Annotated in this window: 15 protein-coding genes; 7 read left to right on the top strand and 8 right to left on the bottom strand. The window is 61.7% G+C overall.

All coding sequences use genetic code 11. The features are described from left to right. Nucleotides 1-75 precede the first annotated feature (75 nt). From NKH91_RS17320 to NKH91_RS17330, 3 genes are all read right to left on the bottom strand, one after another. Nucleotides 76-672, bottom strand: coding sequence for a transglutaminase-like cysteine peptidase (locus NKH91_RS17320; protein ID WP_352845202.1), 597 nt, complete (start codon nt 670-672; stop codon nt 76-78). Between the two features lie 231 nt (nt 673-903). Further along, nucleotides 904-1,521, bottom strand: a complete 618-nt coding sequence (locus NKH91_RS17325; RefSeq protein ID WP_352844933.1) for a PilZ domain-containing protein — start codon at nt 1,519-1,521, stop codon at nt 904-906. Between the two features lie 116 nt (nt 1,522-1,637). Further along, nucleotides 1,638-2,276 (bottom strand): PAS domain-containing protein, encoded by a 639-nt coding sequence (locus NKH91_RS17330; protein WP_352496722.1) that lies wholly within the window; start codon nt 2,274-2,276, stop codon nt 1,638-1,640. A gap of 392 nt (nt 2,277-2,668) precedes the next feature. Here NKH91_RS17330 and NKH91_RS17335 point away from each other — a divergent pair, with 392 nt between their 5' ends. The 4 genes from NKH91_RS17335 to NKH91_RS17350 all read left to right on the top strand — a co-directional run bounded on the left by NKH91_RS17335 (nt 2,669) and on the right by NKH91_RS17350 (nt 6,151). Beyond that, nucleotides 2,669-3,439: a rhomboid family intramembrane serine protease gene (locus NKH91_RS17335; RefSeq protein WP_023717463.1), complete on the top strand. Its 771-nt coding sequence runs from the start codon at nt 2,669-2,671 to the stop codon at nt 3,437-3,439. Between the two features lie 100 nt (nt 3,440-3,539). Further along, nucleotides 3,540-3,971 carry a CBS domain-containing protein gene (locus tag NKH91_RS17340; protein ID WP_023717464.1) on the top strand — a complete coding sequence of 144 codons (432 nt, stop codon included), beginning with the start codon at nt 3,540-3,542 and terminating at the stop codon, nt 3,969-3,971. A 190-nt stretch (nt 3,972-4,161) separates the two neighbouring features. Continuing rightward, nucleotides 4,162-5,661, top strand: coding sequence for an Asp-tRNA(Asn)/Glu-tRNA(Gln) amidotransferase subunit GatB (gene gatB / locus NKH91_RS17345; RefSeq protein WP_352844931.1), 1,500 nt, complete (start codon nt 4,162-4,164; stop codon nt 5,659-5,661). Between the two features lies 1 nt (nt 5,662). Beyond that, complete coding sequence (locus NKH91_RS17350) at nt 5,663-6,151, top strand: GNAT family N-acetyltransferase (RefSeq protein ID WP_352844930.1); 489 nt, start codon at nt 5,663-5,665, stop codon at nt 6,149-6,151. Between the two features lie 16 nt (nt 6,152-6,167). Here the strand turns inward: NKH91_RS17350 and NKH91_RS17355 are convergent, their stop codons facing one another. The 5 genes from NKH91_RS17355 to NKH91_RS17375 all read right to left on the bottom strand — a co-directional run bounded on the left by NKH91_RS17355 (nt 6,168) and on the right by NKH91_RS17375 (nt 11,172). Next, nucleotides 6,168-6,509, bottom strand: a complete 342-nt coding sequence (locus tag NKH91_RS17355; RefSeq protein WP_352844929.1) for a hypothetical protein — start codon at nt 6,507-6,509, stop codon at nt 6,168-6,170. A gap of 150 nt (nt 6,510-6,659) precedes the next feature. Then, a complete protein-coding gene (locus NKH91_RS17360; RefSeq protein WP_352844928.1) occupies nt 6,660-7,871 on the bottom strand; it encodes a hypothetical protein in 1,212 nt (403 codons plus the stop codon). Between the two features lie 147 nt (nt 7,872-8,018). After that, entirely contained in the window at nt 8,019-8,318 is a 300-nt protein-coding gene (locus tag NKH91_RS17365; protein WP_352844927.1) for a hypothetical protein, read from the bottom strand. A 94-nt stretch (nt 8,319-8,412) separates the two neighbouring features. After that, the gene (locus NKH91_RS17370) at nt 8,413-9,417 is read right to left on the bottom strand and encodes an ArnT family glycosyltransferase (RefSeq protein WP_352884405.1); all 1,005 of its coding nucleotides are present in this window, start codon (nt 9,415-9,417) and stop codon (nt 8,413-8,415) included. 594 nt (nt 9,418-10,011) lie between these two features. Next, nucleotides 10,012-11,172: a helix-turn-helix transcriptional regulator gene (locus NKH91_RS17375; RefSeq protein WP_352950984.1), complete on the bottom strand. Its 1,161-nt coding sequence runs from the start codon at nt 11,170-11,172 to the stop codon at nt 10,012-10,014. Between the two features lie 246 nt (nt 11,173-11,418). Here NKH91_RS17375 and NKH91_RS17380 point away from each other — a divergent pair, with 246 nt between their 5' ends. The 3 genes from NKH91_RS17380 to NKH91_RS17390 all read left to right on the top strand — a co-directional run bounded on the left by NKH91_RS17380 (nt 11,419) and on the right by NKH91_RS17390 (nt 12,911). Next, on the top strand, nt 11,419-11,817 hold the full coding sequence (locus NKH91_RS17380; protein ID WP_352484551.1) for an NADH:ubiquinone oxidoreductase subunit NDUFA12: 399 nt from the start codon (nt 11,419-11,421) through the stop codon (nt 11,815-11,817). Between the two features lie 156 nt (nt 11,818-11,973). Then, the gene (locus NKH91_RS17385) at nt 11,974-12,456 is read left to right on the top strand and encodes a DUF2155 domain-containing protein (RefSeq protein ID WP_023717473.1); all 483 of its coding nucleotides are present in this window, start codon (nt 11,974-11,976) and stop codon (nt 12,454-12,456) included. Nucleotides 12,457-12,542: 86 nt separating this feature from the next. After that, nucleotides 12,543-12,911: a hypothetical protein gene (locus tag NKH91_RS17390; RefSeq protein ID WP_352845201.1), complete on the top strand. Its 369-nt coding sequence runs from the start codon at nt 12,543-12,545 to the stop codon at nt 12,909-12,911. The last annotated feature ends 59 nt before the right edge of the window (nt 12,912-12,970 follow it).

Raw genomic sequence — 12,970 nt, forward strand, 5'->3', positions numbered from 1 at the left:
GCACTTAACCTCTGTTTTATGCATGTCGTTATCCCAAAACCGCTACGCACTTTTGGGCGACATGCATTGGCGTCCTCAGCGGACGCTGGCGACCGCGTCGGAGCGGCCGTCGTTGATCGTTACCCAGGCGCCGGAATTGCGGTCGGACTGGCGCTTCAGGTAGGTGTAACTGGTCTTGGTCCAGGACAGCACCTTGGGCTGGAGATTGTCGAGGATGAACTCTCCAAGGCTGGTGCGCACGGTCAGCACCGCATGGCCGTCGCCGTTGCGCTGGCGCACCACCGTCATCAGCAGATCGCCGGCCGGCACGCCCATGCTCATCAGTTCGCGGCGCTTTTCCAGCGCATAGTCCTCGCAGTCGCCGAAGCCTTTGGGAAACGACCAGACTTCTTCCTTGCCCCACATTTCCATGTCGGTGCGCGGCGCGACCCTGCTGTTGACCGAATTGTTGATCTTGACGATCGTTGCCCACAGCTTGCGGGTGAGTTCGACCGGTGCCCGGTTCGGCGTCCTCTGATTGCATTCCTGCGGAATCTGCTGGCACAATTCGTAGTGACCGACCGGCTGCGTGGTACGGCCGCCGGTATGCATGAACGCCGGCTCCGCCGCGCTTGCAATCCCCCAGCCGAAAAGCTGCATCGCTATTGCCGCCAGCAACAGCTTGCCCCTCATCCTTTTCATTATTCAGTCTCCCCGTTTGAGGAGACAATGACACGGCTGGATTTATTTGACGCAAAAGCGCGAAGTAGACATTAAGTAAAACGCCAATAGAATAAACATAAAATTTGATGCAATTGAGTATAGAATTATTTAAGGATTCTAGCCGGGTGTATTCCTATGCTTCGTCGCACCGTTCGAACAGCTAGGATGGCGATCCTTCGCGATGGTGCTAAAACTTCCGCGTCAGCCGCGCGGCGAGCTGAATTCGGTGTCGAGCGTTTCCGGCCGCTGGACGACGGCGAACTCGATGGCGACGCCATCTTCGAAATGGCGCACCACCTGGCCGCGCATGGTGCCCAGCGTCACCTGGACGCCGATGGCCGGCTTGACGTCGATCTCGATCGCGGCGCCCGACAGCGACAGATCGATGATGCGGCACTGGTACTGCCGTCCGTCAGCAAGTTGCAGCACGCTCGTCGGGTTGCGCGGTGCCACGCGTTCATGGCGGCGGTCTTCCGGCAGGTCGAGCTCGTGCTTGTTGGCAAGCCAGGTCAGTTGCGCGGCGAGCTTGTCCCGCTTGCGTTCCGACGCGATGACGGTCATCGCAAAGCCATCCTGCAAAGTGCGGGTGATGACGCCCTCGATGCGGCCGATGTGATCGATGTAGGCAATGACCTTTTCACCCGGCAGGCCGGCGCGCTCGGTGCGCAGTGCGACGTTGCCGGGCGACATGTCGACCACCTGGCAGGGATGTTCGGTGCGGTCTTCCAGCATGAAGCGTCCGTAAATCTTCACGCGGACGCGCTGAAAGTTACGCCTTTCAGCTTGGGACGGCGCATGGTCGACCGCCGCTGACCTCATGACTGCCATACCCCGTTCGGCATTCCGCGCATGGATGCGGGGAATTTCAGCGGAAAACTACAACAAAGCAGGTTAACAAAGGGGAAAGCCCGGCACTGTTGCTTTAAGCTTTGGCATCATTCTTCGCGTCCGCCGTCGAAGACGACCAGGTGACGGATGCGACGGGCCTGGCCGAGCGCCGAAATCGTCTCGGGCGGGTCGAATTCCGATGGGGCGAGCGAGGGAACTTCGATCGCCGGGCGGTTCTTCAGGAACATCGGCTCCTTGTCGGGATCGACGACACGGATCGAATCGATCAACGCGTCGAGAACCGGGTCGGCGCCCAGCCAGAAGGGCTTTTCAACGGCGCTTATCACGCCGAGGCAACGCGGACTCTCGACACCGCCGTCGAGCGGCAGTGCGAGCAGCTCGAACCTGTTGGAACGGCCATTGCGGCTGAAACCCTCATAGGTGATGAGCACCACCGATTTCAGGTCGAAGACGCCATCGGTCAGCTTCGAAATCAGCCGCTGGTCCTTCTCGCGCCACAGCGAAGGGAATGAAAACCCCTTGAGTTCGCGGCCATAGGCCGCGCAGAGCCTGGTGCCGGCGAGCCGGAACACCGCTTCGCCGCGCGTGTCCTTTTCCAGGATGAACGTGTCGGCCAGCAGCGACTTGATGTCGGCCGGTTCGACTTCCGAGCGTTTCGGGGCAGGGCGTCCGTCACGCAATCGGTTCCAATAATGGAACAGCGTGATCGATCCGGTCTGGTTCATGCTAATGCTGCTCCGCGCATTCTGTCTTCTGATGTCCCATCGGTGAACAGAAGGGCGCCCTCCGAAGACCTACATGCGTTGCGGAGCAGGATGCGTGCCAGCATCGTTAATACTTGTTCACGGGTCGGGGCGGTTAAGGTTAACAACTGGTTTACGTTGCGCGCCGGCCAGGCCTGTGGCACACCAAAACCACTCCAGAAGCGGTCGTTTTGCGACGATCGGCAGCACTTCAGTCAAGAGTTCAGGGGGAGCAAGGGGGCTCGACCAGCCGTTCAAGGGAAACCTTGGACGGCTTCTTTTTTGATTCGGAGCTGCTGATTCGCCGTTTGTGATTCGGTTGGCCGTGATCTACATGCTCGCGAAGTCCAATCCAGCGACTGAGTGCAAGCCATATGAGCGACCCAGAAAGCCCACCGGAGATCGAGCAGGGCGAGAGTGGGCCTGCCGCCCGCGAACCGGAGCAACGCCGTGAACCGGTGTTCAACCTGCCGCCCGTGGTGCTGGCGGTGATCGGCATCTGCGTCGCCGTCCATCTGATCCGGGTCTATTGGCTGACCGACGACCAGGACTTCGAATTGCTTGTCCGGGCAGCCTTTGTGCCGATCCGCTATTCCGGCCGCTTCGACCTGGATTTCTTCGCGTTTTCAAGCCCTTTTACCTATGCCTTTCTGCATGGCGGTTTTGCCCATCTTGCCATCAACATGGTGTGGCTCGCGGCCTTCGGCTCACCGCTGGCCAACCGCTTCGGCGCGTTGCGCTTCAGCCTGTTCTTCGCCGCGACCGGACTGGCGGCGGTGGCGCTGTTCTGGGCCATGCATCCGCTTGGCGAAGCGCCGCTGGTCGGCGCCTCCGGCGCGATTTCCGGCATGATGGGTGCGGCGGCGCGCTATGGCTTCCGCATCGACCGCTCGTCGGGCAAGGCCGCCTTCGCCGGCCAGCCTTTGCCGATGGCGGCGGTGCTGCGCTCGCGCGGCGTCGTCACCTTTCTCGCCATGTGGATGGTGATCAACCTGGCGACCGGCCTCTTCGGCCTGGCGCCCGGCATTGACGGCCAGATCGCCTGGGAAGCCCATATTGGCGGCTTTCTTGCCGGCTTCTTCGGCCTGCGGTTCTTCGATCGGCGAGAGCAGGCGCTCCAACAGGCGGACGAGCCGGACACCTGAGACCTCCGCACTTGAAATGAAACCGATCGCGGCGCACCATGTTCATACTAGGGAAAGCCGGCCAAGGCAGGAGCCGGCAGGAAATGCAGAGGAGGACGTCATGACTGTTAAGGCAATTCTCGAGGCAAAAGGCCACGACGTGGTGACGCTCGGGCCCAACGAAAAGCTCAGCGAAGCCATCCGCATGCTTTCCGAACACAGGATCGGCGCGCTGGTCATCACCAACGGCGATCACAAGATCGTCGGCATTCTTTCCGAGCGCGATGTGGTGCGGGTTCTCGCCAAGGAGGGGGCGGCGGCGCTCGACCTTGCCATCCGCTCGGCGATGACGCCCAAGGTGAAGATCTGCAATGAGAACCACACCGTCAACGAGGTCATGGAGATCATGACCAAGGGCCGCTTCCGCCATCTGCCGGTGGAAAAGAACGGGCTGCTCGACGGCATCGTGTCGATCGGCGACGTGGTCAAGCGGCGCATCGAGGATGTCGAGCGCGAGGCCGAGGAAATCAGGGCCTATATCGCCACGGCATAGGTGAGGGCGGCCGGGTTGCCGGCCATTGAATTTTTTCAAGCTGCTATAGCAGTCCATCGCGGCAGGTGCGGGCCTGTGCCGCGTCGGCGCCCGCGGCTTTGCGCTTGTCTCTCTTGGCGGTTTGCACTAGCGAAGTTGCACATCAAAATATGCGTTCTCGCATATCCGCAATTCCACTATGCAGGCCACTATGACCCTCATCGATACCCGCACGCCCGACGCCAAGCGCCTGGTTCCCAGCGCCACCGGCGACTGGGAGATCATCATCGGCCTCGAGGTCCATGCGCAGGTGACCTCGCAGGCAAAGCTGTTTTCCGGCGCCTCGACCATTTTCGGCGCCGCGCCCAATGCCAATGTCAGCCTGGTCGACGCGGCGATGCCCGGCATGCTGCCGGTCATCAACGAGGAATGCGTCAAGCAGGCGATCCGTACCGGGTTGGGCCTGAAGGCTGAGATCAACCACAAATCGGTCTTCGACAGGAAAAACTATTTCTATCCCGATCTGCCGCAGGGCTACCAGATCTCGCAGTTCAAGCAGCCGATCGTCGGCGAGGGCAAGGTGATCGTCTCGGTCGGCCCGGATCGGCAGGGCGAATTCGAGGACATCGAGGTCGGCATCGAGCGCCTGCACCTGGAGCAGGATGCCGGCAAGTCGATGCACGACCAGCATGCGACGATGTCCTATGTCGATCTCAATCGCTCCGGCGTGGCGCTGATGGAGATCGTCTCGAAGCCCGATATGCGCTCCGCCGATGAAGCCAAGGCCTATGTCACCAAGCTGCGCACCATCGTGCGCTATCTCGGCACGTGCGACGGCAATATGGACGAAGGCTCGTTGCGGGCCGACGTCAACGTCTCGGTGCGCCGGCCCGGCGGCGAATTCGGCACGCGCTGCGAGATCAAGAACGTCAACTCGATCCGCTTCATCGGCCAGGCCATCGACTATGAAGCACGCCGCCAGATTGCCATCCTCGAGGACGGCGGCAGGATCGAGCAGGAAACACGGCTGTTCGACCCCAACAAGGGTGAGACACGCTCGATGCGCTCCAAGGAAGAAGCGCATGACTACCGCTATTTCCCGGATCCCGATCTTCTGCCGCTGGAATTCGACCAGGCCTATGTCGATGAGTTGGCAAAGGACCTGCCGGAACTTCCCGACGCCAAGAAGGCGCGGCTGATCTCGTCGCTTGGCCTGTCGACCTACGATGCCTCGATCCTGGTATCGGAAAAGGCGGTCGCCGATTATTTCGAGAAGGTGGCGGCCGGGCGCGACGGCAAGCTCGCCGCCAACTGGGTCATCAACGACCTCCTGGGAGCCTTGAACAAGGCCGGCAAGGATATTGAAAACGCTCCTGTTTCGCCCGACCAGCTTGGTGCGGTCATCGACCTGATCAAGGAAGGCACCATCTCCGGCAAGATCGCCAAGGATCTGTTCGAGATCGTCTGGAACGAGGGCGGCGATCCGCGTCAGCTGGTCGAAAGCCGTGGCATGAAGCAGGTCACCGATACCGGCGCCATCGAAAAGGCGGTCGACGAGGTGATCGCGGCCAACCCGGACAAGGTCGAGCAGGCGCGCGCCAAGCCGACCATGGCCGGCTGGTTCGTCGGCCAGGTGATGAAGGCGACCGGCGGCAAGGCCAATCCGCAGGCGGTCAACGAGCTGGTCAAGGCCAAGCTCGGGATCGAGTAGGATGTTCGTCCGCACCGCCGGCGAGCGCGATCTGGCGGCGGTGCGCGCATTGCTGATCGAGACATGGCATGCCACCTATGACGCCATCTACGGCGCGGCGCGGGTTACCGAAATCACCGATGAATGGCATTCGATCGCCGCGCTCAAAGCACGGCTGACGCGGCCGAACTCGGAGTTCCTGGTCGCCGACGACGGCAAAAGCATCGGCGGCATGGCTTTCGCCGCCGCCACCACGGATGCCAGGATCGTCATGCTGAACCAGCTTTACGTGCATCCGGCCTGGCACAGGCAAGGCATCGGCCAGGCGCTGCTGGACGAGATCGAGGCCAGCTTTCCGGAGGCCCGAACGCTACGCGTCGAGGTCAAGGAAGCAAATGCCCCGGCCATCGCCTTCTACCGCTCGAGAGGGTTCTTGCCCGCCGGCAACACGGCCGATTGCGGCGGCGCCACAGGGTTGCCGGCGCTGGTTTTGGAGAAGGCGATCGGCTAGCTCGTTCGCCTGACGCTCAGTTGCGTTTCACAGGCAGGTTGGAGCAGCCGGCAGCGAGAAACTCGCACGGCAGGCTGCCGCCGCCGCCCGATGTGTGCGGGGGCGTAGCGGCTTCGATTTTTTCGACCTCGTAATATTTCGAGGTGACACCCCATTTTTTGACGCCTTGGCACGTCGAGCGTACGCCAACCTCCGTCGCCTTCGCCGCCGTCTTGTAATAGGTGGTGATCCGGCAGGATTGGCTGACCGGCAGCGCGTTCGCCGGGCTCGTGACCGGCGGCACGAGGTTCGGGAAAGCAAGCAGCGAGATTGCCGCAATGATCCGGGCGGCGGGCATGGTGTGGCGAAGGTGCAGCATCGTTTGTCTCCATCGATGGCGCCGCTCGCTCGTGGCGAGCGGCGCGTTTGTTCCCGCAAGATCAGGCCATGAAGCAGGCGCTGCCGCATCTGCCGCGCGGGGGATAGCGGCAGCGGTCCGAACCGCCGCCGTCATCCGCGAGTGGCCGCGTCAGGGCGTTTTCGGCTTGATGAGCTTCTTTATCGGAACAGCGACTTTTGGTGGCCGGACCGTACTGGCTCCACCGTCGACGGCCAGCCCGCCGCTGTTGAGATAGCGCACCGTATAGTGCAGCTCGTAGCCCGGAACTCTGATCCATGTAGGCTTGTGATTGAACTGGTCAGGAGGCCTCGAATACCACTTCGGGATCTGCATGATCTTGGAACCGGCACCGAATCCCGCACTCTTGGCCGCTACCGCGAAGGCGCTGTCTCTGGGATCGTTCGGCGGCTGGTCGACATTGCCGATGACGACCAGCGAATCGTATTTTCGCGCGTCGAGCCTGAGTGCGGGAAGGTTCAGCACAGCCACGTCGCCTTCGCGCATCGTCAGCGCCTTCTGAAGGCCGCCCTCATTGGCGTAGACGTTGAGATTAATGGCCTCGGATTCCGCATAGACCACATTGTTGTGGAAGTCGCGGGCCGCCAGGCGCGTCAGGCTGTCGAAGGTCACTTCAACCGTCGGCTTGGCTATGGCGTCCGTCACAATCAGGTTGCGCCGCGGCACCGTCCAGAAGATGAGATCGTCGCCGGTGGCTTGCGTTCCGGCATCGGACCCGTCGATTGCCGAGCATTTCGAATTCGGAACCGGCGTCGTCACCGGCAGGGGTGCCGAAAACGAGCTGCGTACCTGCGCATCGATGTAGTTGCCGATGTTGAAAACATCTTCGAGGATGTTGCCGCCTTCGAAGCTCGCGGGGCCGGGTTGCGAGCGGATGATGACCTGGCTGGAATCGGTCTGCCAGCGGCCGCAGAAGACGTTGACGTCTATGGGAATGCCGATGTGACGATCGGACGTCACCGGGATCGAGACCTTGATGGTCAGGATATAGGGAACTTTGACAAACCAGCTGTTCGGCTGGTTCAGCATCTGCGTCGCAAAGCGCGACGGCCGCCATTGCTTCAGCGATTCGATCGATGCGCGCGATGATCGTCCCTGGGCGGCTAGCTGTGCGTTGGTGGCGTCGACCTTGGCTTGCGCCAGGTTGCGGACGGTGTTGGTGATCAGGAACACGCCGAGTTCGGCTTTGCAGGGCTTGTTCGATTGTGCGGGGTTGCAGGGGGCAAGTGCCGCATTGGGAACCGGCGGCCCCGAAGGCGGCGGCTGGGCGGCCGCGGTGGCCGCCATCAGGCCGAAGAACAGCATCGTGCAGGTTTTCAACATGGTATCCTCGCTTTGTCGGTTGGAAACCACCCTCCGGCTAGACAACAGCATTTCTTCGATAGCGGTTCATCGCCCGCACGGGGGATGAACCGCGAAACATCGAGCGGGACCAGCGACGTCGAGCCGCCGTCCTTTCGGATTGGATGCCTACTGCTTCACGGCGCCCTTGGTCGTCGCCTTCGGCGCTACGACCTTCGGCTTGGGGGTTTTCGGGCCTGGATCGCTTACCAACGCGGCCGTGCACGAGCATTTGCCCGAACCGCAATTCAGGTCGCCCTTGCACATTTTCGAATGCCGCATGTCGGTGCAGTCGGCGGTCCCGGAGCAGGAGCAACTGCCTTGCCCGATCGTACCGGACTGACATTTGAAGCTCCATGCCGGATCGGCGGCAACGCCGGCCACAGCGAGCGATAAGACAAAAAGCGTTGTCGAGATGAGATTGCGCATGAATACCTCCCGGTTCTATCGAGCGATGGAACCACGGAGCAGCAACGCCTTCATCTCCCGCGCGGGAGATGAATTCGCAAACCGGTGACGATCGTCAATGTTGTCCCTTCAGCACGACGAGATAACCGCGTTCGACGCGAAGCCGGAACGCGATCTGCCCTGCGGTGCCGGGATCCTTGGAAACCTTGTCGATGACATAGCCGCTGGGATGCGAGCCAAGCCATTCTTCCGGTTTGTCGGTGGTTTCGAATGGCTTTTGCAACCGGGCCAGGAAGCCGACTTCGCCTTGATAGTCGAAAGCCACGGCCCAGTCCGCATCCTTTCGCTCGTCGATGAAGTTGGCGAGCGGCGTCAGGTCATAGCGTTTGAACGCGGTTGCCGATGCCACCGCATGGCCGATGCCGAAAATGACAAGCATGACGACGGCCGAGCTTTTCAGCCTGGCGAGCGGGATCTCCGCCATGAAATACCCGAACAGGATGGTCACCAACGGCAACATCGGCACGACATAGTGAGGCTGCTTGCCGGATATCGCGCTGAACGCCAGCAACACGGCAACGAACGAGAACGACAGTAGGCGCAAGGCCCGCAGATCGGGCGACTTCGTCTCGATCAGGCTGCGTATCCGCGTGCGCAGCTTCAATCGCCATACCTCAGGTATAAAAATCCACGGTATGAACATGACCGGCAGCAGCAGCAGATAGAAATAGAACGGCCGGCCGTGCGAATTGCGCAAATTGCCGGTGACGCGCCCCGCCGATTGGTTCCAGACCAGATCGTAGACGAAACTGCCCTTTGTCAGGATGGTCGCCGGCACCAGCCAAATCGCCACCGGAATTAGCGCGGCGAGCACTGCCAGGCCCACTCCAGCGAGGAAGTTCGGTGTCGCCAGTCCCGCCCGCCGGTCGCGCCAGAACGGGTAGAACAGGATGGGCGCGCCGATATGGATGAGCACCACCGGGCCTTTCGTCAGCACGCCCATGCCGATGAACAGCCCGGCCAGAACGGCGTGCCAGCGGTCGCCGCTCCGGGCAAAGGCAATCAACGACAACAGCGCGGCGAGCACAAAGACCGTCAGCAACAGGTCGAACAGGATCAGCGTCGACGAACACGCTGCTTCCGGCGACCAGCCAGGGGACGCGCCGTGCGATGTCGTCGCGGCCGGGAAACAGGGTCCTTGCCAAAGCCGTCGTCAGCCAGATGACGAGCGAGGAGGCGGCGAAGATGACCAGCATTGCCGCCGGCCGGCTGGCGCCGAAAACGGTCCAGACAAGGTCGATAAGCCAAAACAGCAGCGGCGGCTTCTGCAGATAGGGCGCGAAATTCATCGTCGGGACGAAGATCTGTCCGCTCAGATACATTTCCCAGGTGACGCTGAGATATCGCGTTTCGTCGACGGGCAGCAGTGGCCGGAAAGCGACCGCGATGACGATCAGCCCAAGCAGGAAGAGGTAGGGGAGCAGCCGCTCGGTAGATGTCGGTGTCAAAGATCGAGATCCGCGCCAGAAACCATTTTCTTTCCAGCCGAGCACAGTGCCGCGTTTCTGGACCGCGAACGACCGCACCATGATTTTGGCCGAATTGCAACGATGCCGGTTTCGTTTCGCAGATTTGCGGGCGATGTTCTTAAAGGCTTGGAAAACTTACCGGCCGAGCCTTTTGGACCACCGCCGGTCCGGGGGATCTGCGCAAATCAACTGGAGCGCAACGGCGGCGACAATTCGCGCATCAAGAGTTCGAGCTCGCGCTGATCGCCGGTACCGGTCTTGTCGAAGATCGTTGCCAGCTGCGACTTGACGGTGCCATCCGAGACGCCGCCGGCCGCGGCGATTTCCTTTCGCGTCAGGCCGGCGGCAACGTGACCGGCGACGCGCCTTTCTGCCGCGGTCAGTCCGAACAGCGCCGCAATGGCGTCCAGCGCCGGGATTGGTGCCGAACCGGCCGCGGCGTTTAAGAGCCCCGCGGCGGCGCGCTGCGAGATACGCGCCGAGATTTCACGCCGCGCCAGCGGCATCACATGGGCCACCGCCGGAACGGCCGTCTTGGCCAGCGGAATGTTGATGCCGCAAGGTCCGAGCGCGAATTCGTCGCGCGTGCCGAGCTGGACGGCACGGCCGATCGCGGCATTGGCGTTGGCATAGGTGAAGGAAAGCTGTCCGCGCACGCAAGCGACCGAGATGTTTTCGGCGAGCAGCGCTTCGGCTGTCGGGTTGGCGAAGATGATGGTCATGTCTTCGGCGACGATCAGCACGGGATGGTCAAGGCTTTCGATGATGGAACGGAAGATTTCGGCCTTGCGCCGCTCCGCCTCGAACAGGTCGCCGATGGTCACCGCGCGCCGCACATGCGGCGCCAGCAGGCAGACAAGCTCGAGGTCCTCGCTGGAAATCTGGCGCCTGTCCTTGTCGGTAACCACCATCAGAGTGCCGATCCGGGTCGGCCGCTTCATCAACGCCACCCAGAAGAAATCGTCCAGCCGGTTGGGTTGCACCCATTCGCGCACGATGCGGCTTTCGAGCCATCTCTGTCGCGTATCCGGACCTTGCAGGGCGTAGATCGAATCGACAGTGAACGGCACGTCGATCTCCATCTTGGGAACCGCCGCATAGAACGGCACTTGCGAGCCGTAGTCATGCTTCAACGGCTCAAGAACTGCGGGATCGCCGCAAGACACCGAAAACCGCGCGGAACTGCTGATCGTGTCGATGACGGCGAGCATGGCAAGCTGGCCTTCCGCCAGGCTGCAGATGGCCTCGAGTGTCGCTTGCCAGCGGCCGACGTCGGCAATCGAATCGTAGATCGCCTCAACGACCTGCGGCAATGCGCGACCGGCCGTGCCCGCCAGCGATGACATGAGCCCCTCTCATTTGCCGCCCTTGAGGCGACGAAGCATCAATTCCTAGAATAACGCTGCGTAAGGTTGCCAACAACCCATTTCATCTGCTTCGCGCGGACGCGAGGATCGCATGAACGTATAGTTTGCCCGCCAGCCATTTGCTCGTCGGTTGCGGCAAGACCCTTGCCTTCGCAATGCCGTGACGCCATAAGCAGGAACAGGCGCCGCGAGGACTTGCTACAAGGACTTGCCACGAGGATTTGGATGAAAACTTTCCTTCTGCAGTTTTTCACCTGGTGGAACAGCCAGACGCTGGGAACGCGCTTCCACACCTGGCGGCACGGCAAGATGGTCGGGCAGGACGAGGTCGGCAACGTCTACTACGAGGGCGGCGTCGATTCGGAAGGCCGCACCCGCCGCTGGGTCATCTACCGCGACTATTCGGAAGCCTCGGCGATTCCGCCCGGCTGGCATGGCTGGATCCATCACCGTGTCGACGTTGCGCCGCCAACGGAAGACTACAAGCCCCGCGACTGGCAAAAGCCGCATGTGCCGAACCTCACCGGCAGCCCCGCAGCCTATCGCCCGAAGGGCTCGGTGCTGACCAACCAGCATCGTCCGCAGGTGACGGGCGACTACGACGCCTGGACGCCCGGTTCGTGATCGATCGCCGCGACACGCGCGCGGTTCCCACAGGCACCGTCCCCACGGGCGCGGTCCTTTGTCGCCACAATTGCTGTTTAGCTGTTTGCTGATCCGACAGCAGCAACTAGCCTTGGCGTTAAGAGAATCACCCGGGCGCAAACCACCGGACCTTGCATGAGCATGTTCAGCCGAATTTTGACGGGCGGATCAACCGCGGTCGTTCTCGCTTCTATGGTGGCGCTTGCTGCTGCGCAGGAGTTGGCGCCGCCTGCGCCGGACGCGTCGGTGGCACCCGCAGCACCCGCAGTATCCGAGCGCATCACCAATCCCGTCGCTGAATTCGCCGGCATCGACAAGATCACCGGCCGGATCATCACGTTCGACGTCTATATCGACGAGACGGTGCAATTCGGCGCTTTGCAGGTGACGCCGCGCATCTGCTATTCGCGGCCGGAAAACGAAGAGCCGAAGACGGATTCGTTCGTCGAGGTCGACGAGATCACGCTCGACCGGAAAATCCGCCGTATCTTCACCGGCTGGATGTTTGCCGAAAGCCCCGGGATCAACGCCGTCGAGCACGCCGTCTATGATATCTGGCTGAAGGGCTGCAAGCAGAAGTCCGACGTGCCGGCACCCGCTGCCCCCAAAACCAACTAGAACCTGTCAGCGCGGCGGATACGGCGTCTTGCGGAACCGCCTAGTTGTCCGAGCGTTGGGGCTTCTCTAGGGAGGAGGTTGCCATGATGATGGCCAACAAAAGCGAGCTTCTCGACATCGAAAAGGGATTCTGGACCGGCGACGCCGACTATTTCAAGGCCAACGCCGACACCGAATGCCTGGTGGCCTTCCCCCAGATGGCGCGGGTGATGAGCAATGCCGATCTGGCCAAAACCGCGACGGAGCCGAACCGCTGGCGCGATCTCGACATCGACCTCAAGGGCATCATCGAGCCCGGCAGCGACATCGTCATGCTGACCTACGAGGCGCGTGCGACCCGGCAAAATGGCGAAGCCTATGCAGCACTGGTCAGTACCGGCTATGTCCACCGCGTCAATGGCTGGAAGATGATGTTCCATGCACAGACACCGCTGGTGACGGCGACCAAGGGCTGACCGGCCGGTAGAGCAATTCCAGGAAAAGTGTGAACGGTTTTCCGTGCGGAATTGCGTCA

The organism is Mesorhizobium sp. M0894 (genome assembly GCF_040319725.1).
In the GTDB taxonomy this organism is placed as follows: Bacteria; Pseudomonadota; Alphaproteobacteria; order Rhizobiales; family Rhizobiaceae; genus Mesorhizobium.

Bases quoted from the DNA above. Each gene is read 5' to 3' on its own strand.
- gatB (WP_352844931.1), top strand. From the start codon at position 4,162: ATGACCCTCATCGATACCCGCACGCCCGACGCCAAGCGCCTGGTTCCC.
- NKH91_RS17335 (WP_023717463.1), top strand. From the start codon at position 2,669: ATGAGCGACCCAGAAAGCCCACCGGAGATCGAGCAGGGCGAGAGTGGG.
- NKH91_RS17340 (WP_023717464.1), top strand. From the start codon at position 3,540: ATGACTGTTAAGGCAATTCTCGAGGCAAAAGGCCACGACGTGGTGACG.
- NKH91_RS17360 (WP_352844928.1), bottom strand. From the start codon at position 7,871: ATGTTGAAAACCTGCACGATGCTGTTCTTCGGCCTGATGGCGGCCACC.
- NKH91_RS17320 (WP_352845202.1), bottom strand. From the start codon at position 672: ATGAGGGGCAAGCTGTTGCTGGCGGCAATAGCGATGCAGCTTTTCGGC.
- NKH91_RS17330 (WP_352496722.1), bottom strand. From the start codon at position 2,276: ATGAACCAGACCGGATCGATCACGCTGTTCCATTATTGGAACCGATTG.
- NKH91_RS17365 (WP_352844927.1), bottom strand. From the start codon at position 8,318: ATGCGCAATCTCATCTCGACAACGCTTTTTGTCTTATCGCTCGCTGTG.
- NKH91_RS17325 (WP_352844933.1), bottom strand. From the start codon at position 1,521: ATGAGGTCAGCGGCGGTCGACCATGCGCCGTCCCAAGCTGAAAGGCGT.
- NKH91_RS17350 (WP_352844930.1), top strand. From the start codon at position 5,663: ATGTTCGTCCGCACCGCCGGCGAGCGCGATCTGGCGGCGGTGCGCGCA.
- NKH91_RS17375 (WP_352950984.1), bottom strand. From the start codon at position 11,172: ATGTCATCGCTGGCGGGCACGGCCGGTCGCGCATTGCCGCAGGTCGTT.
- NKH91_RS17390 (WP_352845201.1), top strand. From the start codon at position 12,543: ATGATGGCCAACAAAAGCGAGCTTCTCGACATCGAAAAGGGATTCTGG.
- NKH91_RS17385 (WP_023717473.1), top strand. From the start codon at position 11,974: ATGAGCATGTTCAGCCGAATTTTGACGGGCGGATCAACCGCGGTCGTT.
- NKH91_RS17355 (WP_352844929.1), bottom strand. From the start codon at position 6,509: ATGCTGCACCTTCGCCACACCATGCCCGCCGCCCGGATCATTGCGGCA.
- NKH91_RS17380 (WP_352484551.1), top strand. From the start codon at position 11,419: ATGAAAACTTTCCTTCTGCAGTTTTTCACCTGGTGGAACAGCCAGACG.